Origin of the sequence: Ornithinibacillus sp. FSL M8-0202 (genome assembly GCF_037975285.1) — a bacterium.
Taxonomy (GTDB): domain Bacteria; phylum Bacillota; class Bacilli; order Bacillales; family Amphibacillaceae; genus Ornithinibacillus; species Ornithinibacillus massiliensis.
Genome location: NZ_CP150248.1, coordinates 1,601,583 through 1,624,539 on the forward strand (window position 1 = coordinate 1,601,583; position 22,957 = coordinate 1,624,539).

General features: G+C 37.8%; 24 protein-coding genes and 1 pseudogene. 6 read left to right on the forward strand and 19 right to left on the reverse strand.

Features of this window, described 5'->3' with window-relative positions:
- The 6 genes from MKY78_RS08320 to MKY78_RS08345 form a co-directional block, all read right to left on the reverse strand.
- Complete coding sequence (locus tag MKY78_RS08320) at positions 1-924, reverse strand: iron chelate uptake ABC transporter family permease subunit (RefSeq protein WP_339217335.1); 924 nt, start codon at positions 922-924, stop codon at positions 1-3.
- Positions 908-1,663 carry a metal ABC transporter ATP-binding protein gene (locus MKY78_RS08325; protein WP_339217336.1) on the reverse strand — a complete coding sequence of 252 codons (756 nt, stop codon included), beginning with the start codon at positions 1,661-1,663 and terminating at the stop codon, positions 908-910. The genes MKY78_RS08320 and MKY78_RS08325 overlap by 17 nt, the downstream gene beginning before the upstream one ends.
- The gene (locus tag MKY78_RS08330; protein WP_339217337.1) at positions 1,664-2,590 is read right to left on the reverse strand and encodes a zinc ABC transporter substrate-binding protein; all 927 of its coding nucleotides are present in this window, start codon (positions 2,588-2,590) and stop codon (positions 1,664-1,666) included. It lies immediately after the preceding gene.
- Positions 2,591-2,978: 388 nt separating this feature from the next.
- Positions 2,979-4,103, reverse strand: a complete 1,125-nt coding sequence (yfkAB, locus tag MKY78_RS08335) for a radical SAM/CxCxxxxC motif protein YfkAB (protein WP_339217338.1) — start codon at positions 4,101-4,103, stop codon at positions 2,979-2,981.
- A gap of 132 nt (positions 4,104-4,235) precedes the next feature.
- On the reverse strand, positions 4,236-5,837 hold the full coding sequence (locus MKY78_RS08340; protein ID WP_339217340.1) for an ABC transporter permease: 1,602 nt from the start codon (positions 5,835-5,837) through the stop codon (positions 4,236-4,238).
- Complete coding sequence (locus MKY78_RS08345; RefSeq protein WP_339217341.1) at positions 5,838-6,746, reverse strand: ABC transporter ATP-binding protein; 909 nt, start codon at positions 6,744-6,746, stop codon at positions 5,838-5,840.
- A 168-nt stretch (positions 6,747-6,914) separates the two neighbouring features.
- Here MKY78_RS08345 and MKY78_RS08350 point away from each other — a divergent pair, with 168 nt between their 5' ends.
- Positions 6,915-7,505: a TetR/AcrR family transcriptional regulator gene (locus MKY78_RS08350; RefSeq protein WP_339217343.1), complete on the forward strand. Its 591-nt coding sequence runs from the start codon at positions 6,915-6,917 to the stop codon at positions 7,503-7,505.
- A gap of 52 nt (positions 7,506-7,557) precedes the next feature.
- Here MKY78_RS08350 and MKY78_RS08355 read toward each other — a convergent pair whose 3' ends face one another.
- The 4 genes from MKY78_RS08355 to MKY78_RS08370 form a co-directional block, all read right to left on the reverse strand.
- The gene (locus MKY78_RS08355) at positions 7,558-8,367 is read right to left on the reverse strand and encodes a DUF4097 family beta strand repeat-containing protein (RefSeq protein WP_339217345.1); all 810 of its coding nucleotides are present in this window, start codon (positions 8,365-8,367) and stop codon (positions 7,558-7,560) included.
- Positions 8,360-8,920, reverse strand: a complete 561-nt coding sequence (locus MKY78_RS08360) for a DUF1700 domain-containing protein (RefSeq protein WP_339217347.1) — start codon at positions 8,918-8,920, stop codon at positions 8,360-8,362. The genes MKY78_RS08355 and MKY78_RS08360 overlap by 8 nt, the downstream gene beginning before the upstream one ends.
- A complete protein-coding gene (locus tag MKY78_RS08365) occupies positions 8,913-9,236 on the reverse strand; it encodes a PadR family transcriptional regulator (RefSeq protein ID WP_339217349.1) in 324 nt (107 codons plus the stop codon). Before MKY78_RS08365 ends, MKY78_RS08360 begins: the two co-directional genes overlap by 8 nt.
- Before the next feature lie 223 nt (positions 9,237-9,459).
- Complete coding sequence (locus MKY78_RS08370; RefSeq protein ID WP_339217351.1) at positions 9,460-10,332, reverse strand: type II CAAX endopeptidase family protein; 873 nt, start codon at positions 10,330-10,332, stop codon at positions 9,460-9,462.
- Between the two features lie 447 nt (positions 10,333-10,779).
- Between MKY78_RS08370 and MKY78_RS08375 the strand changes: the two genes are divergently transcribed.
- Entirely contained in the window at positions 10,780-11,895 is a 1,116-nt protein-coding gene (locus MKY78_RS08375; protein WP_339213018.1) for an IS4 family transposase, read from the forward strand.
- A 127-nt stretch (positions 11,896-12,022) separates the two neighbouring features.
- Here the strand turns inward: MKY78_RS08375 and MKY78_RS08380 are convergent, their stop codons facing one another.
- Positions 12,023-12,514, reverse strand: a complete 492-nt coding sequence (locus MKY78_RS08380) for a DUF2812 domain-containing protein (protein WP_339217352.1) — start codon at positions 12,512-12,514, stop codon at positions 12,023-12,025.
- Position 12,515: 1 nt separating this feature from the next.
- Positions 12,516-12,851 (reverse strand): PadR family transcriptional regulator, encoded by a 336-nt coding sequence (locus tag MKY78_RS08385; protein WP_339217354.1) that lies wholly within the window; start codon positions 12,849-12,851, stop codon positions 12,516-12,518.
- 241 nt (positions 12,852-13,092) lie between these two features.
- Here MKY78_RS08385 and MKY78_RS08390 point away from each other — a divergent pair, with 241 nt between their 5' ends.
- The 3 genes from MKY78_RS08390 to MKY78_RS08400 are packed head-to-tail and all read left to right on the forward strand — an operon-like array spanning position 13,093 to position 15,504.
- On the forward strand, positions 13,093-13,848 hold the full coding sequence (locus MKY78_RS08390) for a GTP cyclohydrolase II (protein WP_211742282.1): 756 nt from the start codon (positions 13,093-13,095) through the stop codon (positions 13,846-13,848).
- Entirely contained in the window at positions 13,841-14,935 is a 1,095-nt protein-coding gene (gene ribD, locus MKY78_RS08395) for a bifunctional diaminohydroxyphosphoribosylaminopyrimidine deaminase/5-amino-6-(5-phosphoribosylamino)uracil reductase RibD (protein ID WP_339217356.1), read from the forward strand. The genes MKY78_RS08390 and ribD overlap by 8 nt, the downstream gene beginning before the upstream one ends.
- 8 nt (positions 14,936-14,943) lie before the next feature.
- On the forward strand, positions 14,944-15,504 hold the full coding sequence (locus MKY78_RS08400; RefSeq protein ID WP_339217358.1) for an HAD family acid phosphatase: 561 nt from the start codon (positions 14,944-14,946) through the stop codon (positions 15,502-15,504).
- 211 nt (positions 15,505-15,715) lie between these two features.
- Here the strand turns inward: MKY78_RS08400 and MKY78_RS08405 are convergent, their stop codons facing one another.
- From MKY78_RS08405 to MKY78_RS08430, 6 genes and pseudogenes are all read right to left on the reverse strand, one after another.
- Positions 15,716-16,174 carry a MarR family transcriptional regulator gene (locus tag MKY78_RS08405; RefSeq protein WP_339217360.1) on the reverse strand — a complete coding sequence of 153 codons (459 nt, stop codon included), beginning with the start codon at positions 16,172-16,174 and terminating at the stop codon, positions 15,716-15,718.
- 232 nt (positions 16,175-16,406) lie between these two features.
- Positions 16,407-16,753, reverse strand: a pseudogene (locus tag MKY78_RS08410) (DUF6176 family protein).
- Between the two features lie 10 nt (positions 16,754-16,763).
- A complete protein-coding gene (locus MKY78_RS08415) occupies positions 16,764-17,522 on the reverse strand; it encodes a DUF2087 domain-containing protein (protein ID WP_339217362.1) in 759 nt (252 codons plus the stop codon).
- A gap of 141 nt (positions 17,523-17,663) precedes the next feature.
- Positions 17,664-18,293: a Type 1 glutamine amidotransferase-like domain-containing protein gene (locus tag MKY78_RS08420; protein ID WP_339217364.1), complete on the reverse strand. Its 630-nt coding sequence runs from the start codon at positions 18,291-18,293 to the stop codon at positions 17,664-17,666.
- 160 nt (positions 18,294-18,453) lie between these two features.
- Complete coding sequence (locus MKY78_RS08425) at positions 18,454-20,550, reverse strand: heavy metal translocating P-type ATPase (protein WP_339217365.1); 2,097 nt, start codon at positions 20,548-20,550, stop codon at positions 18,454-18,456.
- Entirely contained in the window at positions 20,537-20,926 is a 390-nt protein-coding gene (locus MKY78_RS08430; RefSeq protein ID WP_186869488.1) for a metalloregulator ArsR/SmtB family transcription factor, read from the reverse strand. The genes MKY78_RS08425 and MKY78_RS08430 overlap by 14 nt, the downstream gene beginning before the upstream one ends.
- A gap of 113 nt (positions 20,927-21,039) precedes the next feature.
- Between MKY78_RS08430 and MKY78_RS08435 the strand changes: the two genes are divergently transcribed.
- Entirely contained in the window at positions 21,040-22,074 is a 1,035-nt protein-coding gene (locus MKY78_RS08435) for an NAD(P)/FAD-dependent oxidoreductase (RefSeq protein WP_339217367.1), read from the forward strand.
- A gap of 124 nt (positions 22,075-22,198) precedes the next feature.
- Here MKY78_RS08435 and MKY78_RS08440 read toward each other — a convergent pair whose 3' ends face one another.
- Entirely contained in the window at positions 22,199-22,951 is a 753-nt protein-coding gene (locus MKY78_RS08440; RefSeq protein ID WP_339217369.1) for a GNAT family N-acetyltransferase, read from the reverse strand.
- Positions 22,952-22,957 lie beyond the last annotated feature (6 nt).

A 22,957-nucleotide genomic window follows, 5' to 3' on the forward strand; every position in this document is an offset into this window, starting at 1 on the left:
CTAGTTCACCCCTTTTGTATCCAGTTTAGTTGGATTGTGCCGGGGGTTCATTTTCTTACGCTCAGCATGTAACTCGAGACGCAGGACTAATATACCTTTTTCTTTACCAAATACTAATGAAACTATAAAAAATATAGCTGCAAAAATAACGATAAACGGACCTGTTGGCCACCCACTACCAATAGCACTTATATACGTTCCAAGTACACCAGAGAGACCACCAAAACAGGCCGACAAGACTAACATCTTTCGAAAGGAATTCGTCCAATACCTAGCACTTACTGAAGGGATAATTAATAATGCCGCAATAAGAATAACACCAACAGCTTGAATGCCTACAACAATCGTAGTTACTAATACTATCGTATACATTACATGCATCCCTCTAATCGATAATCCGATTCCTTTAGCAAATTGCGGGTCAAATAAATAAAGCTTCCATTCTTTGAATGCCACAAATACGATTGCTATAACCACTATTGCTAATGCTAATATAGTAAACACATCGGATTTCACCATGGAAGCTGCCTGCCCAAAGATAAAGCTATCTAATCCACTTTGATTTCCTCCAACCGAACGGTTTACCACTGTAAGAAGCATAATTCCTAATCCGAAAAAAATGGATAATACCATCCCCATCGCGGTGTCTTCTGTTATTCTTGTTGTAGACTGTATCCCTTGAATAAAGAAAGCACCAATCAGTGCACTGATAGCAGCACCAATAATTAGAACGAGTACATTTTTCTCACCAATTAAGAGAAAGGCAATAATGACTCCAGGTAAAGAGGCATGACCTAGTGCATCACTCATCAAACTTTGCTTTTTCCAGTAGGCTAAACATCCAACCAACCCAGCTGCTATCCCTAGAATCATCGTACAAGCCAAAACCCACTGAAAGTTACTACTACTAAGGATGGGCCACATGAGACCCCTCCTCTAATGTCCAACGCATATTCCCACCATAGGTTCGTGCAATATTTTCCTTCGTAAACACAGTTGGTGTTTTCCCGTACTCCATCACTCTTCGATTTAGAAATAGTACATGGTCAAAGTACTCTGCCACTGTTTGTAAATCATGGTGCACAACCATTACCGTCTTTCCTTTTCCTTTCAATTCCTTCAAGATCGCCATTATCGCTTGTTCCGTTGCTGCATCTACTCCAGCAAGTGGCTCATCCATAAAGTAAAAATCAGCATCTTGTACGAGGGCACGAGCAAGAAAAACACGCTGCTGTTGCCCTCCTGATAATTGACTAATTTGTCGGTCAGCATAATCGGTCATTCCCATTTTGTTTAATGCTTCATATGCGAGCTTTTTGTGGGAACGGGATGGCAATTTTAGCCATCCGATTTTCCCATATAATCCCATTAACACTACATCTAATGCATTCGTTGGGAAATCCCAATCCACCGAACCACGCTGCGGTACATAGCCAATCGCCTGCTGAGCTTTCTTAAATGGTTGACCAAAGAAGTCGACCGTTCCCGATAAAGTAGGATGTAAATTTAATAGGGATTTAATTAAAGTAGATTTCCCTGCACCATTCGGGCCAACAATTCCTGTTAATGAGCCTTGCTCTACTGTGAAACTCACATTCTCTAGAACGGTGTTTTTACGATAGGATGCAGATAACTCTTTTACTGTAAGCACTGTTTTAACCATCTAATTTCCATCCCCCATTAATGCTTCGTAAATAGTCTCTACATTATGTCGATACATTCCTAAGTATGTCCCTTCTACCGTTCCTGCTTCCCCCATTGCATCTGAGAAGAGCTCACCACCTAGTGCGACCTTAACTCCTTCACCCTTTGCCCCTTCGATTACAGCTTTAATTGAGCTGTCATTAATACTACTTTCGATGAAGACAGCTGGCACATTGTATTCCTTTATAATTTGAATGGTTTCTTGAATATCTGATACTCCAATCTCACCATCCGTACTTAAACCTTGTAATCCAACAACCTCTAAGTTATGCATTCTTCCAAAGTAACCAAACGCATCATGAGCTGTTACTAAGTATCTTTTGTTTGACGGAATTTCGGAAAGCTTCATAGCCTCATCTTTTACTTCGTCCATCTCAGCAAAGTATCCTTGCTTATTCGCTTCAAAATCATCCGCAAAATCTGGAGCATACTCCTTTAATTCTTCTACAGCGGCTTCTAGTCCTTGCTTCCAAAGATCAAGATCAAACCAGACATGTGGATCGACTGCACCTGTTTCGTCTTCCAGTAGCTGATTCTCTGGTAGTACTTCTCCTATCGCAAGCACAGGCTTTGAAGCTGATATTTCATCAAAAATATCCACCATATTTGCCTCTAGATTCAGTCCGTTATAAAATACCACATCTGCATTCGTAATCTTCGTAATATCACCATGTGTTGCGTTATACAAATGCGGGTCTACCGATGGCCCCATTAAACTCTCTACCTCAACATGCTCCCCACCAATAACGGATAACGGTTCTGCTATTTGGGCAATCGTCGTGACAATCTTAATTTTCCCATCAGGATTTGCAGAAGTTTTATCATCTGCCGAACAAGCTCCTAAAACAAAGCTAATGCTAAGTACAAACCAAAACCACCTTTTCATGAAAATCCCCATTTTTACCTCTCCCTTTTATTTTTCCCTAAGGAAACTTTATTAGTTACTAACAATATAATAAGTATAGTTTGTATAAGTCAAGTGTTTTTTATACAAACTTAAATTTTTCCTAAGGGAAACTTTTTAGGCGTTATTAGGATAGTATGTAAAAGGAGTTAAATTGTTCATTTAAACTATAACTCTAGTACTCGATTACAGATTAAACCCCTCTATTGTTTAGATAATGCTGAATCACTAAATGATTTGGTTGAAACCATTTCCATCATAAGTTACCATTTAAAGCCCAATAACAAAAACACCACAGTGACGTTCACTGTGGATAAGCTTTTACTTTGGAAAAGCAGCCAAGGCAATAATCACCTTGGCTGCTGCTAAATTATATTTGAATAGTAGCCTTACGTTTTTGAAAATCAACGTCCTTGTAATAAGCGTTCTTAACTAGGAGATTTGGCCCTAAGCACTTTACAGCTGGACAATGACAGTTTAAACTTTTAGCAGTCTTAGAACCCATCCACTTGTCATAGGCACTTTCAAGTGTTGTATCTTGTATATTTCCTAAGGATGGCTCTTCATCACCAAAATCCGTAACGATAATATCCCCGGTGAAAATATTTACATTTAGGCGCGACCTTCCGTCCGGATCATTCCGAACGGTTACATTCTTCTCCTGATATAACCGTTTGATTAAGGCTAATTCTTCCCGTGAGGAACTACATGCATAAAAAGGTAACGTACCAAATAGCATCCAAATGTCTTGATTTCGATGGTCTAGTAATCTGGTAATCCCATCGCGTATCTCATCAAGTGTTAAGGTTTCTAGCTTACTAGCAAAATCTACTGGGTACATTGGGTGAACCTCATGCCGTGTACATCCCATTTCAATAATATGATCATGTATCTTCTCTAGGTATGGGTAGGTACGCTTATTTAACATCGTTTCCGCTGAGACCATTACACCTTGTTTAGATAGAGCTTGTGCATTTTCTACCATTCTTGCAAAGTATTTTTTCCGATTTTCTGCTGTAGGCTTCCGCTCCATATGTGCAAAGCCTACTTCAGCAAATTCATCCTCGGTTCCCCAATTGTGGGAAATATGTAACACATCTAAATATGGGATGATCTCTTCATAGCGTTCATATGGTAATGTTAAATTAGAATTAATCTGTGTTCGTACCCCACGCTCATGAGCATATTTCAGTAGTGGAACAACATAGCTCCGGACTGACTTTTTATTCATCATCGGTTCGCCACCCGTAATACTAATTGTTCTTAGGTGAGGAATCTCCTCTAATCGTTGGATTAACAAATCAATTGGGAGGGCGTCTGGGTCCTTATTCTGAAGCATGTATCCAACTGCACAGTGTGCACAACGCATATTGCACATATAAGTAGTAGTAAATTCTATATTCGATAGTGTCATTTTTCCATGTTCTTCTACATCATAATAAGCTTCCCACGGATCATACTTTGGTGTAATTTGTTTTTGCTTTGTGTCATTCATAAAGAAACTCCTCTCGGTTATTCCTGCTAGTTCATTCCATTTAACCTTTATGACGACTATTATTCTATCACTTTCTGCAGAAAAGTACGAAGCCCTGTAGCAAATCAATTTCGCAACAGGGCTTTTTACTATTTAACCTTGTATATCTCGCTTACGATATCCGACAAAGCCTATAATCATAATTCCAACAGCTGTAACGATTAATAGAATACTAGAGACCCAATCCATCTCCTCAATAGGTAACTGTGGAATATATCCAAATGGAGATAGCTTCCCTACCCATTCAGAAAACTGAAAGAGATTCCCTAGATATAGTACAAAGAAGGAATAACATACATACAACCAAATTAGACTCGTTCTTCTTGGTAACCAACCAATTAGGAATACTGCCACACTAATCATTACTAGAATGGCTGGGTAGTAGACAATTGCTGCCCCGTAGATCGTAGCGAAGTCTAACCCACCTTCAACTACTGCATCTCCAGCAATCCATAACCCTATGCCAGCAAGAGATAGCATGACAAAACCATTAACGATAGACGTGATAAGATAACTCGCCATAAGTTTCGTACGGGAGACAGCGCGACTTAGTACATGGTCCATTCGCTGCTTTTTCTCTTCTCCATATAGTTTATTCATAGACATAACAGCAGGAACTGTAGCTAGAATAGCCATGACCATCATTAACATCGGGATAAATTGCTCTGTTAAGGTATACCCTTCCGCTGCCACTAGCATATTCTGCATTTCTTCGCTACCGGCAAAGAATGCCTCTAAATCACCTAAGACAGAACCATAAGAGGCTCCCATTACGAACATCCCAATTGCCCAAGCAATCAAACCGGTTCGTTGTAGCCGTAATCCTAATCCAAGTGGAGATTGTAACAATACACTTGCTTGTTTTCTACCTGGCTTTGAAGGTAAAAATCCTGCTCCCATATCTCGGACGGCATTCAGATAGTTTGCGATTATTATTAATATTACCGAGGTTCCAAGCATAATCATAACCGGTAACCAGTTATTCGAGGAATAAACATCAGCCTGTGTAACCCAACCAAACGGAGATAACCAACTCAGTACTTCATTACTTACATCCCCGATGGCACGAATTAAATAAGCCACGATAAGTAGGGCAATGGATAATCCAATCGTTCCTCTAGAACTTTCTGATATTTGTGCAAACACCGCTGTTAAACCAGTAAAGAAAATTCCAGTTGCACCTAACACCGCCCCGTATAATAGTGACCCTTCCAAATCTATACTCGTTATATTTAACGCGTATAATCCAAAGCCTACACATAACGCAAGAATAATATTTATGACAACATATACCATCATCGTTGCATGTAATTGGGATAATCTCCCAACAGGTAACGAACGTATTAACTCTATCCGCCCGTCCTCTTCATCTGCCCGTGTATGTCTGGATACAAGCAGTATACTCATTAACCCGACAACAATTGCCGTAAAAATTAACATTTGATGGGCGGTCATGACACCGATTGTGTAGTTTTCAAAGTCAGCTGGGCCTACCATAGCAACCATAGCTGGATTTTTCATTGTTTCTGCCATCATATCTCGTTCTGCCTGTGATGGGTATAAGTCTGTAAAAGCTGCTGGAATTAATAATGTAAAAAACACTATCCCGATAAACCATAATGGAAGGCGCACCCGATCCCTTCTTAAAATAAACCGAGCTAATCGACCTGATTTACGAAAAGTAGTTGATGTCATTTATGATCTCCCCCCTACTCCTTTTTCCCCTTGTGTTTCATAATGGCGCATAAATAAATCCTCTAATGTAGGAGGTGTACTTTCTAGCTTTACAATTCCAAATTGACTTATATGTTTTACGACTAAGTCCAATTGTTCCGAATCTACCTGGAACGATACAGCATAATCCGTTCCTTCTAGTTCGTGTACGCCAGGTATGTCATGAAGATTCGTAATTGGCTCTTTCACTTCAACTCTCAAGTTCGTTCTTGTTAAATGGCGCAATTCATCTAGTGTACCAGTTTCAATTATTTCCCCCTGCCTAATAATCCCTACTCGATCACACAGCTTCTCCACTTCTGATAGAATATGACTCGATAACAATATGCTTTTGCCATTTTGCTTAGCCTCTAGTACACATTGTTGAAAAATCTGTTCCATTAATGGATCCAGTCCTGAAGTAGGTTCGTCTAAAATATATAAATCCGCATCAGAAGCAAACGCTGCAACTAAAGCTACCTTTTGTCGATTTCCTTTCGAGTAAGTCCGACATTTTTTTGTTGGATCTAAATCAAATCGCTTAATTAGTTCCTCCCGTTTTTGTTTATCAATCCCACCTCGAAGAGAACCAAATAAGTCAATGACCTCTCCCCCGGTAAGATTTGGCCATAGATTCACATCTCCCGGTACATACGCCAGACGTTTATGAATCTCTACAGCATCAGGCCATACATTTTTACCAAATATCGTCGCCTTACCATTCGTTGCCTTTAATATTCCTAGTAGAATACGAATGGTTGTTGATTTACCCGCCCCATTAGGACCGATAAACCCAAAGACCTCTCCCTCATTTAACTCCATATTGACACCATTTAAAGCAGTAAATTTGCCAAACCTCTTCGTCAAATTCGTTATTTCCAAAACTGCCATGTTTCTTCCTCCCTTTTCCACCCCATAAATATGGAAACATTAATTTTGAAATATTTTATCCTTATGAGTTCATAATATAAAAAATGATTCATTATTGCAATGATTTTTGAACTATTTTTATTGTTATGTTTCAAAATTTCTATTAAACTAATAGTGAGGTGAAATACATTGGATGGATTTAAACGAAGAAGTGAATTGAAAAGGACTAATATTCTACAATCAGCACTAGATCTTTTTATGAAATTTGGAATAAGTAAAGTATCCGTAGCTGAAATCGCAAAGAATGCAAATGTATCACAAGTAACTATATATAATTACTTCGGTAGTAAGGATAAATTAGTAGATGAGGTAGTTATTTATTATATGGAAGAAATTTGGAGTGAATTCCAGAAAATTATAGATAGTGATATCCACATCTCGGAGAAAATTAAGCAAATCATCTTTAACAAGACAACATCCGCGAGTTCTATAAACGAGGAGATTTATAACTATATTATAAAGGACTTTTCTTCTGGTACAGGAAGTTATATCGAAGAATTTTATACGAATAAAGCACTCCCAGAATTAATTAATTTATTTGATGAGGGGAAGGAACAGGGGTATATCGATTCCACCATCTCGAATGAAGCCATATTAATCTATATCCAAATGTTCCGGGAATATTTACAGCAAAAACATGTTTATGAACAGGTGCTCCCATATACGGAGGAATTAACGAAAATGTTCTTTTATGGGATTGTTGGTTATAAGGAAAAGTAATGCCTATTCGTCAAAAGGGGTAGAGACTATCCATGTCTCTACCCCCCAATAATTATTTTCTCACCGTAATACTGCCGTTCACCGTTTTTAGTTTAATTTTATGCGCGCCTTCGCCAAATACTGAATTCTTAGAGTTATCGCCTAATATGTCTACCTTTCCATTTACAACACTAACCTCAAAAGCCGCGTTCGTAGGTTCTTGCATTGTTTGAATTTCAATCTTCCCATTCACTGTTTCAAGATCAATGGAACGATCTAAATCATTGGTAATAAGTGTCGTTCGACCATTAACAGCATTACTAGTTATTTCACCATCAACATACGTTAATTCCACCCTACCGTTTTCAGACGAAACATAGGTAGTAATAGTGGTTAAATCCTCCAATTCAATTCGGCCATTAATAGTTTGCACATTGGCATGTTCTACTTCCAGACCTTCTACATTAACTCTTCCGTTTATTACATCCACTTTTAGTTCAGCATATTGCTTTTCAGGTAAATAGATGACTAAACTTGGACCTTGGAAGCTAAAGTCAAACGATATAAATTGAAGAATTCGTTTTTCCTTTACTTCTACTGCAAGCGTGTCACCATCTTCTTCTACAGTAAACTTATACTTGTTTTTACTTGTAGCTGGCGATGTAAATTCTACTGTAATTTCCTTCTCCGATGTGGGTAGGACTTCAACTCTTGCATTGTCTGTTTTAACATTCAGTGTCGTAATACCTTGATTATCAATGACTTCTGTTTCTATTACATCTTCAGAAGATGCACCTGCCGTTTTATACGTTAGGAGACTACCAATGACGCCGACGACGAATAGACAAGAAGCAATGATTATCCATAACTTTTTCCTAGGCATTTCCTATTCCTCCTTTAACCATACGAACATTAAATTGTAAATAGCGTATAAAACCTTTACTTAACCATCTTGTCACATAATACATCCCAATAATCACAAAGATTCCGATTCCAGCAAACGTAATCGATATGAATAATTGATAAAGTTCAAATATTTCTGGGTAAATGGCTACATTAATTAAATACAAAACTGGACTTGCTATTCCGGATAATCCTACTGCCCAACCAGATAATACAATTCCTACTAAGGCGATAAATGGCCCTAGTACAATAACTAAGTTAAAAAAACCAAGTCCAATTACTGCCCATACGGCACGAAGGACATTTCCCGTAGTTGCCGTTTCTTGGACCTGTTCCAAATGGAAAGAAGCCGTTATTTCTTTGGCTATTTGCTGTGGGGTTCCAAGCCCTTTCGCAATTTCTTCTTCTGATTTCCCTTCACTAACTCCAACTTCAAAATGTTCCCTAAAGTCTTGTATAATATCTTCTCGTTCAGAAGAAGGTAGACGCTTTAAAGCACCCTCCAACTGTGTTAAAAACTGTTCCTTATTCATTTCGAACACCTTCCTCGATTAATTGATTCACACCCTCGGTGAACTTCTGCCAATCCGCTAATAGTTCTTGCAAGTAAATTCTACCCTCTTCTGTTAGCGCATAATATTTTCTAGATGGTCCCTCTGTAGATTCTTTTAAATACGTAGTAAAATATCCTTCCTTCGTTAACCTTCTTAATAATGGATAAACAGACCCTTCTGAAATGGCAATCTGATCGGAGATTTTCTGAACCAATTCATAACCATATCGATCTTGTTTATCTAATAAGACGAGCACACATAGCTCTAATACACCTTTCTTAAACTGTACGTTCAATACTTCCACCTCTGCTCTACTACTATACATTGTATAGTACCAATTTATAATTAATTCCTTTAGCTATAATTTAACATATACTACTGTTCAATACAAGGTACTATTTAAATAAAATACTTAACAAGGTAAAATGATGGTTATCAATGAAATACAGGGATGAACGAAGACAGCAGGGTTAACCAAGCTGTCTTCGTTCATCCCTGTGATAGTTTGCTTCGGAATTTCAAGAAGACTTCTTCATATTAAGTTGGTGTGGGAACATCTTAGCAGTATGTTTGTAGAACCGATACAAAATAAAAGCAATTATTGGGATTAACATAAGATATACAGTTAATGCTCCTAGCAAGGCCGACTGTAATTCTTCTATAGACGTAAGGGGCAAGCTAGATAAAAAGGTTGTAAAACTAGAAACTAGATTCGTTAACGAATGTAAAATGATTGGAACAATTAACCTCTTCGTTTTTAAATAAACCAAACTATAAAATATTCCACTAGCAAAATAACCCAGAAATAGCATAATATCAAAATGAACACAGGCAAATAACAAGGAGCTCATGATTATCGCTTTTCCCAGCCCTATTTTAGCTCCCCATTTATTTAATAGATACCCTCTAAATAACAATTCTTCAAAAATAGGTACGAATGTAAAACTAATGATCAACATCAGAATACTATTAACGTCAGCACTTACATGGGTATGCTCTGAAAGTAACAGCAACACTTCTGTATATATTTCCGGATAAACTAACGAAACCAGTGGCACACCTACACTTTGTGAAAGCCAGGAAAATAGGATCAATAGAAATTTTATACTTATTAATAAGATCCACGGTACATGTTGAACGGATGGCTCTCCAATCACTTCAGCATCTATACCATTCATGCGTAATGAGCGTATCATGATAAAAAGAGCAAAAATATAAAACGTTGCGATCCATACAACATTCAAGTCCATTCCGAGTATACTTTGCATGATATTATGTAGTATGTGGCATATTAAACCTAAGACGAATAATTGCACTATAACATTCCATATCTTTAGTTCACCAAACTTTTCCCCCATAAAACAAGGCACATCTCCTTCTATTGTAACCATTACCATATCTCGTAATTTAAGCTTGAGAATGTATGTGCACTAAATCTCTTTGCTTAATGCTCCATAATTTTACATCCTAATGCTATAGCATGTATACTAACATAAAACACAAAGATATTTAACTATTCGAAATTCAATTTAGAAATGAAATTGGTTATTCCTTAATGAAAACAGGAGGCTACCACTACTAGCCTCCTGTTTTCATCATGTACTTTTTACCCAAACCAATTCTGATCTCGCTCTTCTAAAGCAACTACTACCGCCTTCTGTAATAATTAATTCTCCTATTAAACATATAAAACATATCACTAGCGTTGCATTAAATTAATTTTATTATTAAAAACACTCGAAATGTTCAATTTTATTGTTTTGCGCAAAGAAAAAGTCCTTTATAATGGATAAGTCAGGTGGTAAACCCGTCCAAATCCACTAAAAAGGACAAATCTCATGGACAAGATTACACGAAAAACTTCATTTGGACAATGGTTTTCACCAATTAATTTTCAATTATTTGAAGAACAGGTGAAAACATTGAAATTAGATTTCTATACGAAAAAATTAACGACAGAGTCGTTCCTAAAGTTACTGCTTTTTGCACAGCTACAGGAAGTCGAGAGTCTTCATGCACTAAGTGACTGCCTCTTCGATGACAAGCTTCAAAGGGCTATCGACCTTGATTCTATTAGTATTTCTCAGTTATCACGACGATTAAATGGGCTGAATCCCGACCTTTTCCAAAGACTGTTTCTCGATTTAGTATCACAAATTCATGCCAAAACGCATTATACGAAACTTGTAATGCCATTAAAAATTATTGATTCTAGCACTTTGCCACTGAATTTGACGAATCATAAATGGGCAAAATTCCGCAAAACAAAGGCAGGAGTGAAACTGCATCTGCGTCTTGTATTTATGGAAAAAGGCACTTCTTACCCAGAAAAAGCCGTAATGACAACTGCAAAAGAACATGACCGAGGCCAGCTTGAAATTATGGTAGATGACAAAGAATGCATGTATGTGTTCGACCGTGGTTACTTAGACTACGAACGTTTTGACCGCATGACCGACGAGGGCTACTTTTTCCTTTCAAGGCTGCGGAAAAACGCAGTCATACGGGAAGTTTACAACTTTAAGTTGCCCGAAAATATGCCTGTTTTATCAGACCAAATGGTCTTAATTGGTACTACACAAAACCGTGCTGAAAATTATTTTCGCCTGATAAAGGTCTTGGATTCAAAGGGAAATGAACTCCATTTAATTACAAATCGTTTTGATTTAAGTGCCGAAGAGATTTCAGAAATGTACAAATCACGCTGGGCAATTGAATTGTTCTTCAAATGGATCAAACAACATCTCAGCATTAAGAAGTTTTACGGTCAGAGCGAATGGGCGATTCAAAACCAAGTATTTATCGCACTTATTGTTTTTTGCCTTCATGTTCTTGTGCAAATTGAAACAAAAAGCAAGCGAAAAACGCTACAAATTAGCCGTTATTTAAGGGCTGCATTATGGAAACCAGCGCATATTTGGCTTCGAAAGATTGAAGGCAAATCCGTCCCTTAATAAGCAAATTGTCGTTGTCACACAGGTCTAATTGTAAATTATTTCCAAATGGATGGAGCCACCTTTAATTCGGTATTTACTTTTTTGGCTCTAAACAGAAGATATAATAAAACTGAAAATTACGACATTATTTTTGCAACACTAGTGAAAACATATATAAATATAGCACGATTACAACCCCATCAATTCCGAGTAGTACATACTGTAACCAAAAGTCATTCCAAGTTACAACTATTCCTATTTGAGAAATAAGGAAAAGGAAGAAAACGAGTAAATAAAAGCCAATCATTCGTTTATAAGAATCTTGTATGGACTCATTATCAGAGTACAATTTCCGGATAGATGGATTGGAGGCATCTGTTCGGAAGTAGTGAAAGACTCCCATTGATCCAATGACATATTCCCACCCTGCATCTTCATATAGCTTGAAATAATCCATCTGAGCATTTTGGCGAAAATCGATTTGATACACATATGATTTGGTTGGATCTTCCTCAAATTCATACCATAGTAATTTATGATGTTGAAAATGTAGTCCCTTTTGAGACATTTCCGTCAACCACTGCTCTTCCTTTTCAATGTTAAATGATAATGATATCCTGAGTTTTCTTATTGTCATCCTACTCTACCTCCAGTTCTGTCATGATATCCTTTGCATTTTCCACTAACGATTTCAACCTTCTATACTCTAAACGTAAGACTTCTTTACCTAAACTAGTTAACTGGTAATACTTCCTTCGTTCATCATCTTGCACAACTGCTTTCTCAATAACTTGTTGTTTTTCCAATTTACTGAGCGCCCCATACAATGTTCCTGGACCCATTGTCACTTCACCCTTACTAACCGCTTCTACATCCTGCATAATTCCGTATCCATGTCGGACTTCCCGTAAAGATAATAGAATATAGTAGGTAGCCTGTGACAAAGGGAGAAAAGTTTCTGCTTTTTTCGTCATATTTTCACCACCATTATATATCACCTATCGATGTATCGATGTGCGATATATCATATGTCGATATAATAACATGAACACCTTCTTTTGACAATACATGAATTATTTTTTTACAACATACAACCGGGAGAGCGACTTCATCATATTTTAGTAATAAAGATTAATTATGATGATTTCCGAGAAAGATAAATTGAAGCAATAATGATTTTTCATTATACTAGTGGCAGTGAAAGGGGTATATACCATGGAACAAACAAAATTAGAATCGAAAGTAATATCCGTACTTAAGGATAAAATACAGACAATACCAACAACAGAAGGCGCTATCTATTTAGTTGGGCCCATTCGCCTTCCTGTTAATCTATATGGAGAAACCGTTGAATTCAAATGGTATAGCTGGTTAAATTCAACGGAAGCAACTGATGATTATCAGACCATTATCGATAATTTATCGTCACAAAACTTAGCAGACTATCAACAATCTAGTGTCTTGGTTTATGGTGATTTTGAAAATGATGACGATGCATTAATCCGAATGCATTCCATTTGTCATACTGGTGATATCTTTGGAAGTAAACGTTGTGATTGTGGCTTCCAACTGAAAGAATCCATGCACAAAATTACGGAGCATGGTACTGGAGCTATTTTCTACCTTGCTAACCATGAGGGTCGGGGTATTGGTTTATTTTCTAAAGCAATGGCCTATATTTTACAGGAGAATGGTCTTGATACCGTTCAAGCCAATGAAGCACTTGGATTTGTGAATGACTCTAGAAATTATGACGATGCTATTCGTGTCTTGAAGCAATTACGTACAAAGCCTGTAACATTAATTACGAATAATCCATTAAAGCTTGAAGCAATGAAGAAAGCCGGATTAACCTTAACAGGGCGCGTGCCACTGTGGGGCGATGTTTCTGAATATAACGAACGCTACCTTAAAACAAAGGTAGAAAAATCTGGTCACCTGCAAGAGGAAGGAACCTGTTCCAATGAGTAATCATGAGTTCTATATGGGACTTGCCATCCAAAACGCTAAGGCGATGAAGGGACAGACGGATTCAAACCCGCTTGTAGGATCTGTTATTGTCAATGACAATCGGATTGTTGGTGTCGGCACACACCTAAAAGCAGGAGAACCGCACGCAGAGATTCATGCATTACGTATGGCAGGCGAGAAAGCCAAGGGTGGGACGATTTATGTAACGTTAGAACCATGCTCCCACCATGGTAGAACCGGACCGTGCGCGGAAGCTATTGTTCAAGCAGGAATCAAGAGGGCGGTCATTGCAACATTAGATCCGAATCCAATTGTGGCAGGAAACGGTGTGAAACTACTACAGGATGCCGGCATCGAGGTCATTATTGGGGTTTTAGAACAAGAATCCATACAAATGAATGAAGTTTTTAATAAATTTATTGTGGAGAAAAAACCATTTGTCACGCTTAAGGCGGGGGCTTCATTAGATGGTAAAGTTGCAACCCATACGTTTAGTAGTAAATGGATTACTTCAGAAGAAGCACGACGAGATGTACATCAGCTTCGGAGTGAAAATATGGCTATTCTCGTTGGAATAAAAACTGTTTTAACAGATAATCCATCGTTAACAGCACGGATTCCTAATGGACGTAATCCAGTTCGAGTTATAATGGATTCCACCTTAAAGATTCCAATGAATGTTAACGTTATAACCGATAACCAAGCAGAAACATGGATTTTTACTAGTAAAAACCATGATGAAACAAAAAAGCTTCAGCTTGAGGAGCGCGGCATTCGTGTATTTGTAACATCAGGTGAAACATCGGTTAATCCAAAAGAGGTAGTTGCGATTCTTGGCGAGCATCTTGTCTCCTCCCTATTCTTAGAGGGCGGCGGAAATATCCATGCTTCTTTCTTAGAACATCAATTAGTTGATAAAGTTGTACTTTACTTCGCTCCAAAATTAGTCGGAGGGAAAGAAGCACCTACATTTCTAGAGGGAACTGGAGTAGTAGACATGCAAGATGCCCTAGATTTAACGAATACAAACATCGAAAAGATTGGCAAAGACTTTAAGTTTACGGGTTACCCAGTTTATAAAAATTGAGGGATTATATGAGATTTGGTTTTGATATCGATGACACATTAATAAATTTGCGCGAGCATGCCTTTCATATCTATAGGAACAAACTAAAAAAGCATGTTCCAATCGAAGAATTCTATGCTTTAAAGCGTGTGGAAATCCACGAACCTTTTGGATTAACAGACGAAGAGGGAAGCACTATGTGGAATAGTTCACTTGAAGATATTTATTACACGGACTGTCCACCATACCAAGGTGCCGTGGAGGCATTAAATACACTAATAGATTCTGGGCATGAAATCTTTTATATTACCGCAAGACCAAAAGAACACGGTGAGCGGACAAAAAACTGGATGAAGCAGCAAGGTTTCCCAGTAAACGATGAACATTTTTTCTATGGCATGCAAGACCATGAGAAAATCCATATTATTAAAGAGCTAAAGCTAGATTATTATGTAGACGATAAACCGACCATTTTAGATACGCTATCAAAAGAACCGATTGAGCTTTTCTTAAAGGATCAGTCTTATAATCGAGCTGCGACATATAACCGGGTTTTAGATTGGGAAGAGTTTTTGGGGAAATTAAAATAACCGTAACAATAGACTACTCTCTTGCATCGGAAATATACGTTACTTTCTATCAGCTACTGGATAGTAATGCTACTAATGATCCTAGGAAGCCCCTGTGTGCGAAATGCGAGGAACAGGGGCTTCCTAGGGATTACATTTGTCCTATTTCGGAGTTTACGTATATTTTCGGCGCTAATAGTTACTGCTTAATTTATGAAATAAGCTTCTACCGCTACTCTAGATTATTTGCATAAAGACCTAATCGCTTCACTAAGTCAATAGCCATTTTCTTTTCTTCCACAGTTAACCCATCCATAATATCACGTATGGCTTTTGCATGATGTGGGAAAATCTCATCCATTAATTCCTTACCAGATTCGGAAATAACAGCAAATGTAACCCTTCTATCTGTTGGGCATGCTTTACGAGTTAAGTAGTTTTTTTCTTCTAATTTATCCACAACGTACGTAATACTGCTGCTTGCCAGTAAAACCTTCTGACCGATTTTCTGTATTGGTTGTTCTCCTTTATGATATAACAACTCTAAAACAGCAAATTCCGTTAGATTCAATCCATACCCCTTCACATTTTTGGTAATCTGTTTCTCGATTGCTTGAATTGCTCTAGACAGTACGACAAAAAGTTTAAGTGAGGCGGCTTGGTTTTCGTCGAAATGATTCGCATTATCCATGAATATCAATCCTTTAAGTAATAGTTATGAAGTTTAATTTAGTATATCGCAAAATTCCAAGATTTTCTATTCATAATGGGTAATATTTACTAAAATTGCCATTTATGGAGGGTTGTAAAAAGATCATGGCATATTAATGTGGAAGTATATCAAAGCAGAGCTATACATATAAAAAATAGAAACTACCGAATTAGGAATCGGCAGTTTCTATAGAGGGTGGATTAACTAATCGCTATTCCTGCATGGCTTTTCTAATAATGTCTGGTATCATCACAGCCTAACAGAAAAATCTACTTTTAAATAATCTTTATCAATACATTCCTCCCAATATTGCAAGTGTTTTTTATCAATCCAATGATTAGATTCGTTGACTTCTTGTCCACCATTCCCCTGAACAAAGTACCAATACAAATACTCACTGCCAGCAATTTCTTCCCTCAATATAGTTTCAACATACCTCTTCTCATCCGTTAATGTGACAAGTACTTCTTTCATATTGTCATTCAAAAACTTCATCCATTCATCTACTTTTTTTGTCTTTCCATCTTTCACTTTGAATCTTGTTAATTCTATATTCATATTAGCCCCCTTATCTTACCCAGTATTCTGTACAGTCTTTACTGCGGTCCATAAAGCCATATTCAATGAGGTATCTTCTGATGGTTACATAATCGGCGTAAATCATCTTGAGAATGCTATTAATTTCCTTTTCCGTGTATTTTCTATTCGGTTCAAATCGCTTCATAATATTTTGCAACACAATCAGTTTTCGTTTTTCTTTACTTGGAAAGGAATCTAAACTACCATCCAGCCCCTGCTTAAAATACGTTGATAGAATCTTTTGCTTTTCTTCTTCTGTCGTTACATATCGCTCATCCACCATTTTCGCCCCCTTATGAAAACTAACAAAATTATTTCTATCTTTTTCATTGGAATTCCGGTTTAGAAGCTCCATAATAGCAAGAAATACTTTCGCTTGTTTTTCCTTTTCTTTCAGTTTGAATCGATGATTTCTAACCGTAGAAGGACTGCCCCCATTCTGTTGTTTGATGATTTCCTTATCACTTAAGCCTCTTTTGAAATAATGCAGTAATTCTTTTTGATGATTGGATAATCCAGTGTACTTTTTATCTAGGTGTAGTAAATACTCAAACACGGACTCATGACGATCCTCTATATGTTGAACTATCGCTTTTTTAGCTTCGTATAACATTCCATCCATTGGATAGATAATGCCATCTTCATAACTTTCCCCACACAGGAGGCATATGTATTCATCATTGGATTGGATATACCCTAACGAGAGCTCTTCTACTGTTGCATTCCAAAACCGTTCATCTATACTCATTATAAACATTACCCCTTTTTGTTTATTTATATATAAACATATTATAATATTGTTTACAATAAAATCGACACCAAATAAAAAAGCTTGAATACCAAGCTTTTTAAGAGTACATTTATATTACCTCTACTCACTATACTTCCTTCAATCGATCACTTTCTTATTCCCTTTTTGAAAATGAATGATACTTATAATAGGAGTCATTACTTCTCCATCCCAAAACAATCCGCTACCATTTTGGATGGCATAAATATCCCGCTTTTCCGATAAATGGATTAATTCTTCATCCATTCCATCACGATAATGAACCTCTACACTGAAGTCCACTAGACCTAACCCTTTAATGACCAAGGTTTCTGGATAATCCTCATCCTTGGTAATAATACAGTCCTTACTGAAAGCTAAAGCACCTGCGCTCACACCTATCAACAACCCCGAATGTCCTCTAATAGATGTAACTAATTCTTTATCTATCAACCTTTCCATCAATTTCTCCGGCCTACCACCAGTAAAGTATAGCACTTCATGTTCCTTGATTTTTGATTGCATCTCTTGACTCGTTAGTCTTTGGTTGAGAATGTCGAGATGACTAACTCCAATATCCTCAAAAGTTTTTTTGGCAGAATTATACCAACTATCCAGTCTGTTTTCTTCTGTAGCGAAAGGAATGATTAAAAGTTTACTATCCTTCTTAACGTGATGGCTTATAAATTTTATTACATCATTAAGCTCTCCCGTTAAGGGGTTTCCTCCTCCAATAAAACAGAGTTTCATAAGCATCTCCCTTACTATCTCAAGTATGTAGTTACCCTTGAAGTTGTATCAAAACTATGCAATTTCTAGCTATATCTTAACGTGAGCATCAATTCTTCCTACTACTCTCCAAACCAAAAAGCATACCAACAATTAGTTGATATGCCACGTTTTCCTCATTCTATAAATCTTTTTTCATTAGTCGCATCGAGTTCAATACGACAATAAGTGTCGCTCCCATATCCGCAAAAATAGCGATCCATAATGTTAGCCATCCTGGAATAACTAATAGCAAAGCTAATACTTTTAGCACTAGAGCGAAGATAATATTTTGCTTAATAATCGTTAAGGTTTTACGGCTTAGAGAAATCGTATATGGTAATTTCTCCAAGTCATCGGCCATTAATGCTATGTCTGCTGTTTCTAAGGCCACATCGGTTCCTGCGCCTCCCATGGCAATTCCAACATTAGCTGATGCAAGTGCCGGTGCATCATTAATTCCATCACCAACCATGGCTACACGACCATACCTATCCTTTAATCGACTTATAACGGTTAATTTATCCTCAGGTAATAATTCCGCTTTTACTTCTGTTAACCCGAGGCTTGAGCCTATTGCCTCTCCGGTTAATTGGTTGTCTCCTGTTAGCATAATGGTCCGCTTCATACCTAACTGATGGAGCTTCTGAATAATGGATCGACTTACTGAACGGATTTGATCAGCTACTCCGATAATCCCTATCACTTCTTGAGACGTACCTAATAGCATTACCGTTTTCCCTTCCGCTTGTAGCTGGCTAGTTCTCTCCAGTAGCTCAGCATGTAAGGGCAGCATCTCTGAAAACAATGCCGGGTTACCAATGAAGTACTCTGTCCCTTGTACCGTGGCTTTAGCTCCTTTACCTGTATAGGATAGGAAATCCTCCGCTTTATAATCTACGGCTTGAAGACGGATTGCTTTTCGTTTAATAGCTGATGCAAGTGGATGCTGTGAATATTCTTCAATAGCTGCAGCAATACGGATCAAGTCGGCTTCATCTTTATCTGTAAGTGGGATAATGTCTGTTACTTCCGGCTTTCCTTTCGTTAAGGTACCGGTCTTATCAAAAGCTACCACATCGATATGGCCTGCTTCCTCCAGATGGATGCCACCCTTAATTAGCACACCATTTCTTGCAGCATTACCGATAGCCGTCACAATTGCAACAGGTGTCGATACAACTAATGCACACGGGCAACCAACTACTAATACCGCTAGACCACTGTAGATCCAATTAGACCATTCCCCACCGAAAAATAGAGGTGGGATAACTGCGACAAGGAAAGAAAGAAACAGAATCGCAGGCGTATAATATTTGGCAAATTTATCTACAAACTGTTGGGAGGGTGCTCGTTCGGCTTGTGCTTCCTCCACTAGATGAATGATTTTAGCAATCGTTGTATCTGCTACTCGCTTAGTAACTCGTACCTCTAATGAACCTTCTTCATTGATTGTTCCCGCATATACCTCATCACCGCTTACCTTATGAACTGGGATTGATTCACCAGTTATCGCTGCTTGATTGACAGAGGATTGCCCTTTTACAACTTCCCCGTCCATCGCAATTTTCTGTCCAGGCTTAATGATTAAAATATCACCAATTTGTACATCTTCTACATCAATTTCCATTGTTTGCGAGCCATGACGAATAGTAGCCTTCTTCGGTGCGATATCCATCAGTGATTTGATTGATTGCCGCGCCTTATTCATAGAGTAACTTTCAAGTGCTTCACTTAGCGCAAACAAGAACACCACGACCGCACCTTCTGCCCATTCTCCAATAATCGCTGCACCAATAATGGCAATTGTCATTAATGTCTTCATATCAAATTCAAGCTTCATTAAATTTTTCAATCCGACCTTAAATAAGGAAAGTCCTCCTACCAATATTGCAGTGAGAAAGGCTCCTATTGTAATAGGGTGGCTTTCACCCATCCTAAAGTAGAATACGTACCCTACTATGGTGAAAAGTAACGATATAAAAGTGGTTATAGTCTCCCGTTTTTTCCATCGTTCTGGTTCATTATTCCATTCCGGTTGGACCTTAATCCCATCAAAAGCACCTGCAGCTTCCAACTGATCAACGGATGCCGCACCATGTACAGTTAGCTTTGCAGCACCAAAGTTCACCTGAACATCCTCTACCGTATTAATATTACGGATGTTCTCTTCAAATTTTGCAGCACAGTTCGTACAAGACAAGCCTTGTAATCGATAGACTTGTTTATTTTCCTCCAAGTCCAGCACCTTCTCTCGAATGTTCCATAGCAATCGATACTAACTGATGAACATGCTCATCCTTTAGTGAATAGAATACTAACTTCCCTTCTTTACGATACTTTGCGAGCCCCATATTACGGAGCAGTCGTAAATGATGGGATGCTGTTGCTGTCGTAGAACCGATAATATTTGCAACATCACAAACACACAGTTCATCTTCAATTGTTAACGCATAGGCGATTTTTAACCGTGTTAAATCTGATAATGCCTTAAATATCATTTCTACCCCACTAACTTCTTCTATCTGTGGTTTTATTCGATTCACTTTTTCTTCTTCAAAACAAAATACCTCACAAGTATCGTGGTTAACCTTTTTCACAGTACTTCCTGCCATTTTATCGCCTCATTCAAATAATTGTTTGATTATAATATCATCTTATGCTATAGATTAATGTGATGTCAACAATCAAACGAATATTTGAATAAAGAATTTCGGGAGGGGTTTGTATGTACCATACGATTGTCATTGGGGCCGGACAAGCAGGATTAGCTATTGGGTATTACCTTGCCAAACAAACAGATAATTTCCTGATACTAGAAAAGGGGAATCAGATGGGACATGTGTGGAAGGCACGCTATGATTCGCTAATACTATTTACGTCTAAGCAGTTTAGCTCCTTACCTGGACTACCTATTGAAGGAGATCCTAATTCTCTACCAACTAAAGACGAGGTTGCGGATTATTTGCAGGATTATGCACGTAATTTTTCATTACCGATTAAATTCAATACGGAGGTAACTCAAGTAGTACGACTAGGTAATGCATATTCCGTCTATACAAAAGAGCAAAACTACATTGCCAAGAATGTTGTGATAGCAACCGGTCCATTCCATAGCCCAGCTATTCCTGCCTTTGCAGCTAATTTGTCACCAGATGTTCTACAATTACATTCAACAGACTATAAAAACCCCAATCAATTACTGGAAGGAAGTGTCCTTGTAGTTGGGGCAGGGAATAGCGGTGCCCAAATTGCTGTAGAAGTTTCACAAACAAGAAAAACATTTCTATCAACTAGTCAAAAGCTTAACTATATGCCTCTTTCTCTTGGGAATAAAAGTATCTTTTGGTGGTTTAGTAGATTGGGTATTCTAAACGCTAGCGTCAACTCGTTTCTAGGGAGACGAATTCGATCAAAGGGAGATCCTATTTTTGGCTATGAATTAAGAAAAGCTATTCAAGATGATAGAATCACTCTAGTAAATCGGGCTATAAATGCGAATAAAAACTCGATTTCCTTCTCAGAGCAAGGTCAACTTGAATTTCATAATGTGATTTGGGCTACTGGTTTTAAATCGGATTATCGGATTATCCAAGGTATACCTGGTGTTCTAAATCAAAATGGGGCGCCTATCCATAATAGGGGAATTACTAGTAGTGAAGGTTTATTTTTCTTAGGGTTGCCATGGCAGTCAAGGAGGGGATCTGCGTTACTTCAAGGGGTAGGCTATGATGCTGAGTACTTGATGCGTTATTTAAGATAGTAGAGTTTGTAACTTAGCACAATCAGGGCAACGTCTTCGCGAGAAAATGACTACTAGGAAAATTAGGGACATCCCAGGTAGCGCTGGGTGTCCTAGCCTCTTCCTATTCGGAAAGTATCTACATTCACTTATATACCTTCAACGCCTCTATCTGAAATCCCTCATAGTGATAATTTTGTTTCCGGTACATCTCTCTTGGGGTATCCTCCCCATCTGCAATTAAAATAACGATTCTATCGCGGAACAGATCCATAACAAATCGTTGAATACTACTACCAATTCCTTTCCGCTGATACGAATCTTGCACAAATAGATTGTCCATTTCTGCCGTAAGATCCTGAAGAATAACGTCCACCGCACCAACAGGGATATCCTTATCGTACGCAATAATTTGAACTACTCTATCACTTTGAAAATTAGCATGATGAAGTATCTTCTTTGCTTCAGCATAGCTTTCACCAAACTGTACATCCTGCTCATACTGTAATGTTAAATAGTCCTTATAAGTACTAGAATTAACCTCTTCCACCTGAATATCTGGATTAATAGACACCTCAGGAAAATCTTGAGGCTTTATGCTGTACAACTCATTAGTCCCGATTGTATAGTTCTGTTCTTGTACGTATTGATAAAGTTCATCCGTCAGCTTCTGATCTGGAGGAAATTCAAATTTCACATGGTCTTGAGCCTTTTTCTGATGAAATTCTCGTAGATAAGCTTCTGCCTCTTTAAACTCATCTATCGTAGGCATTCGTTTAAATCCGATAAAATTACTATCATATCGAATCAGTATTTCTGAATAATGATAATGCTTATAAAGCTCGTTCTCTGCTATAACATGACCTACGATGTCAATATTATCAAATGTTATCTTCACATAATC

Excerpts from the sequence above, each read along its gene's own strand:
- MKY78_RS08320 (WP_339217335.1), bottom strand. The coding sequence starts at position 924 with ATGTGGCCCATCCTTAGTAGTAGTAACTTTCAGTGGGTTTTGGCTTGT.
- MKY78_RS08325 (WP_339217336.1), bottom strand. The coding sequence starts at position 1,663 with ATGGTTAAAACAGTGCTTACAGTAAAAGAGTTATCTGCATCCTATCGT.
- MKY78_RS08330 (WP_339217337.1), bottom strand. The coding sequence starts at position 2,590 with ATGAAAAGGTGGTTTTGGTTTGTACTTAGCATTAGCTTTGTTTTAGGA.
- yfkAB (WP_339217338.1), bottom strand. The coding sequence starts at position 4,103 with ATGAATGACACAAAGCAAAAACAAATTACACCAAAGTATGATCCGTGG.
- MKY78_RS08340 (WP_339217340.1), bottom strand. The coding sequence starts at position 5,837 with ATGACATCAACTACTTTTCGTAAATCAGGTCGATTAGCTCGGTTTATT.
- MKY78_RS08345 (WP_339217341.1), bottom strand. The coding sequence starts at position 6,746 with ATGGCAGTTTTGGAAATAACGAATTTGACGAAGAGGTTTGGCAAATTT.
- MKY78_RS08355 (WP_339217345.1), bottom strand. The coding sequence starts at position 8,367 with ATGCCTAGGAAAAAGTTATGGATAATCATTGCTTCTTGTCTATTCGTC.
- MKY78_RS08360 (WP_339217347.1), bottom strand. The coding sequence starts at position 8,920 with ATGAATAAGGAACAGTTTTTAACACAGTTGGAGGGTGCTTTAAAGCGT.
- MKY78_RS08370 (WP_339217351.1), bottom strand. The coding sequence starts at position 10,332 with ATGGTTACAATAGAAGGAGATGTGCCTTGTTTTATGGGGGAAAAGTTT.
- MKY78_RS08375 (WP_339213018.1), top strand. The coding sequence starts at position 10,780 with ATGGACAAGATTACACGAAAAACTTCATTTGGACAATGGTTTTCACCA.
- MKY78_RS08380 (WP_339217352.1), bottom strand. The coding sequence starts at position 12,514 with ATGACAATAAGAAAACTCAGGATATCATTATCATTTAACATTGAAAAG.
- MKY78_RS08385 (WP_339217354.1), bottom strand. The coding sequence starts at position 12,851 with ATGACGAAAAAAGCAGAAACTTTTCTCCCTTTGTCACAGGCTACCTAC.
- MKY78_RS08390 (WP_211742282.1), top strand. The coding sequence starts at position 13,093 with ATGGAACAAACAAAATTAGAATCGAAAGTAATATCCGTACTTAAGGAT.
- ribD (WP_339217356.1), top strand. The coding sequence starts at position 13,841 with ATGAGTAATCATGAGTTCTATATGGGACTTGCCATCCAAAACGCTAAG.
- MKY78_RS08400 (WP_339217358.1), top strand. The coding sequence starts at position 14,944 with ATGAGATTTGGTTTTGATATCGATGACACATTAATAAATTTGCGCGAG.
- MKY78_RS08405 (WP_339217360.1), bottom strand. The coding sequence starts at position 16,174 with ATGGATAATGCGAATCATTTCGACGAAAACCAAGCCGCCTCACTTAAA.
- MKY78_RS08415 (WP_339217362.1), bottom strand. The coding sequence starts at position 17,522 with ATGAGTATAGATGAACGGTTTTGGAATGCAACAGTAGAAGAGCTCTCG.
- MKY78_RS08420 (WP_339217364.1), bottom strand. The coding sequence starts at position 18,293 with ATGAAACTCTGTTTTATTGGAGGAGGAAACCCCTTAACGGGAGAGCTT.
- MKY78_RS08430 (WP_186869488.1), bottom strand. The coding sequence starts at position 20,926 with ATGGCAGGAAGTACTGTGAAAAAGGTTAACCACGATACTTGTGAGGTA.
- MKY78_RS08435 (WP_339217367.1), top strand. The coding sequence starts at position 21,040 with ATGTACCATACGATTGTCATTGGGGCCGGACAAGCAGGATTAGCTATT.